Annotated in this window: 3 protein-coding genes; 1 reads left to right on the top strand and 2 read right to left on the bottom strand. The window is 41.3% G+C overall.

Going from position 1 to position 2592, the window contains the following annotated elements; genetic code table 11:
* Positions 1-719, bottom strand: a 719-nt coding sequence (locus tag AB4653_RS23495) for a lysine exporter LysO family protein (RefSeq protein WP_372105451.1), incomplete at its 3' end; no start/stop codon positions are given.
* A 54-nt stretch (positions 720-773) separates the two neighbouring features.
* Entirely contained in the window at positions 774-1694 is a 921-nt protein-coding gene (locus tag AB4653_RS23490) for an HDOD domain-containing protein (protein ID WP_017096721.1), read from the bottom strand.
* A 355-nt stretch (positions 1695-2049) separates the two neighbouring features.
* On the opposite strand from AB4653_RS23490, the gene AB4653_RS23485 reads away from it, so the two are divergent.
* The coding region (locus AB4653_RS23485) for a TfoX/Sxy family DNA transformation protein (protein ID WP_372105450.1) at positions 2050-2592 on the top strand (543 nt) is incomplete at its 3' end.

The raw sequence follows: 2592 nt of genomic DNA, 5'->3' as shown, positions 1-2592 counted from the left end.
GGAATAAGTATTAAAGCAACTAACTCTCTTAACAGCTCAAGCATGAAAGAAGCGCCGCCATAAATAGGACCAAAGGCGTCGCCCATCAAGATACCGGCTAAAGAATACCAGCCAAACCCTGAAGACATTGCCAAGGCTCTGAACAAAGGAATATCAAGGATATAAGCCGCAATAATACCACCAAGCATTGAGGTGGTGATGATTGCGATTGCGATTACCATACCGTGCTTGTTGAGTAAGATTTGACGAAGTGTTAGTCCGCTATTGCGTAACTGAATGCCAATAAAGAACAGTAGAAAAAACAGAATCCATTCACTCGCGGTATCAACCCAATCAAGTCCAATAGGCAAAACTAAACCCGCAATAAGGCCGGAACCGACCACTAATATGAGTTTGGCAGACTCCATCGCCATAGAAGACAGGGGGAGTTTCTTATTACAGCTGTCTGTCTGGAGTGGCAGTAACTTATCAATAGCAGGTAGCGCCATTAGGTTACAAACGCTTAAGCAGACAAAGAAAGTGGCCGTGTATAGAAGAATTGTCTGCAGGTTACTGCCTAGGTTATCGAGTGCGGCTAAGCTAAGTCCCATTAACGCGAGAATCACGTAGATCAACCGCGAAGTAGAGCGGTTGATAAATTCTAGCGTCTGAGCGTTCGAAATTGAAAAAAGATACCCCACGACGAGTGGCGCAAATATAAAGATCATCCCTGTAAACATGCTTTCCCCATTGCATTGACTTCATATTGCATTTACTAGCAATTTAACAGTAACTTAGAAGCCGCTAGTATTGATCACGTCACTTAGCTTTGCATTAAAATCCTGTTTGCTCAAGTTGCTTAATTTATAAAGTACTTCCGCTCCTGTCACGTTTAGTTCTACTTCGTGCTCATCAATGTTCTCATCCTTGTTTCTAAACATCAGTAGGTGGTTAGCTATTCGCGCAATATCAAGGTAAGACACCTCGCGCTCTTCGTGATTATTAATGGTGTTGCTGCACACATCGATAAAGTCGCTGTCGAAACCCCAGCGTCTAAGGACCAACTTACTGGTTGCTGAACATTGGCCTTGGAATATTTGCAGTGCGATGTCGTGATCTAAATAGTTCCCGTTGTCTAGGTAGAGGTGATATTCACTAACCAAACAGAACAAGCCAATGTCTGCAAGTAACCCAACAAGTAGTGACTTTTCATGCTCTAGATAACGGTATTCGGTAGGGGATAGTTCTTTAAATAGGTTAGTGACTAACACCATAGTTGCGGCGAGTTCTTTTGATACAGAAGCGCTCTGAACCAATAGCTCGTTGCACTCTTTACTCAAATTGACGGAATGTTTAAGTTGTTCAATAGCCTGAGCCGTGACAATGTCACGCACTCTCAATATACCAAGACGCGATACGGCCGTCATAACATCGACACAAGTAATATTGCGTCTGTTGAAGACAACTGAGTTAGCAACTCTGATCACGATTGCTGTCAGCCCTGGGTCTTCAAGTAAGCACTCGGCAACTTCGGCGACGCCTGTTGGTTCAAGAGTACATAGCTTTTGAATTTTAAGTACAACCTCAGGAATCGGAGGAAGAGTTATTTTTCCCGCTGAGATGGAATGTCCAACAAGTTGGGCAAACTCGGATTCTAGGCCCTTAAGGAGAAGAGCTTTATTTTGTGGTAGCCAGAAAAATGATAAATGATTCATATTAAGAGTAAGAACATGTATGTCGTACCATTTTACAAGCCGCGATGCTGCGAGGCAATACTCATCGAACCACATAAGCTTTGATAACTTGAACGGGGGTATCACTAAGAATTAAATTCTTGGCGTGATTTGATAGTTTAATGTGATGTAAATCATTAAAAGCAAGGATATTCAACTGATTGATGTGAGCTGCGCCCTGACTTATTTTTCTTTTCGAAGTATCATTTATTTCAAAGGTGACAAACGAAACCATAATATTCACCTAAACATTAAATAGATTTAAAATTTTTCGCATAAAAAGCTGCTTGTCTGGCGATCAACCTAATCGGGGTAATTTGATTAAGGATCAACGGATATGACCGAGACAGCATTTATTAATTACGTGAATCAATTTGGTGAACATCAAAAGCGATCTATGTTTGGAGGTATTGGCCTCTTTCAAAATGACGCTATGTTCGCTTTGTTGAGTGAAGATTGTGTATTCATTCGAGGTGGGAAGTTATTAGATAAAAAGCTGACGGGGCTTGATTGTGAAAAGTATCGTCACGTAAAAAAGCAGACGACAGCAACCGTGAATTACTACGACATCACGGATCTCTTTACGTCTGAGCATCCTGAATTGGATAGTATTATTCGTACTTCAATCGATAATTCAATTCAGCAGCGTAGCTTCAAAAAATCATCTGCTAGCCGTAGATTAAGGGATTTGCCTAACATGCAACTGACGTTAGAACGCATGGTTAAAAAGGCTGGAGTGGATGATGTTTCAATGTTTATGCAGTTGGGTGCATCTGAAGTGTTTAATAAGGTTCGCGAAGCGTACGGAAACGATGTTGACCTAAAATTACTTTGGAAGTTTGCGGGTGCAATTGATGGTATTCACTGGAAACTATTACAA

The sequence above is a fragment of the Vibrio sp. 10N.222.48.A3 genome (genome assembly GCF_041475345.1).
Taxonomy (GTDB): Bacteria; Pseudomonadota; Gammaproteobacteria; order Enterobacterales; family Vibrionaceae; genus Vibrio; species Vibrio tasmaniensis_A.
The sequence above is the reverse complement of the archived record's forward strand: the minus strand, read 5'-3'. Positions and strand labels throughout refer to the sequence as shown.

What these genes read in the sequence shown, in the direction of transcription:
- AB4653_RS23490 (WP_017096721.1), bottom strand. Translation starts at nt 1,694, where the DNA reads ATGAATCATTTATCATTTTTCTGGCTACCACAAAATAAAGCTCTTCTC.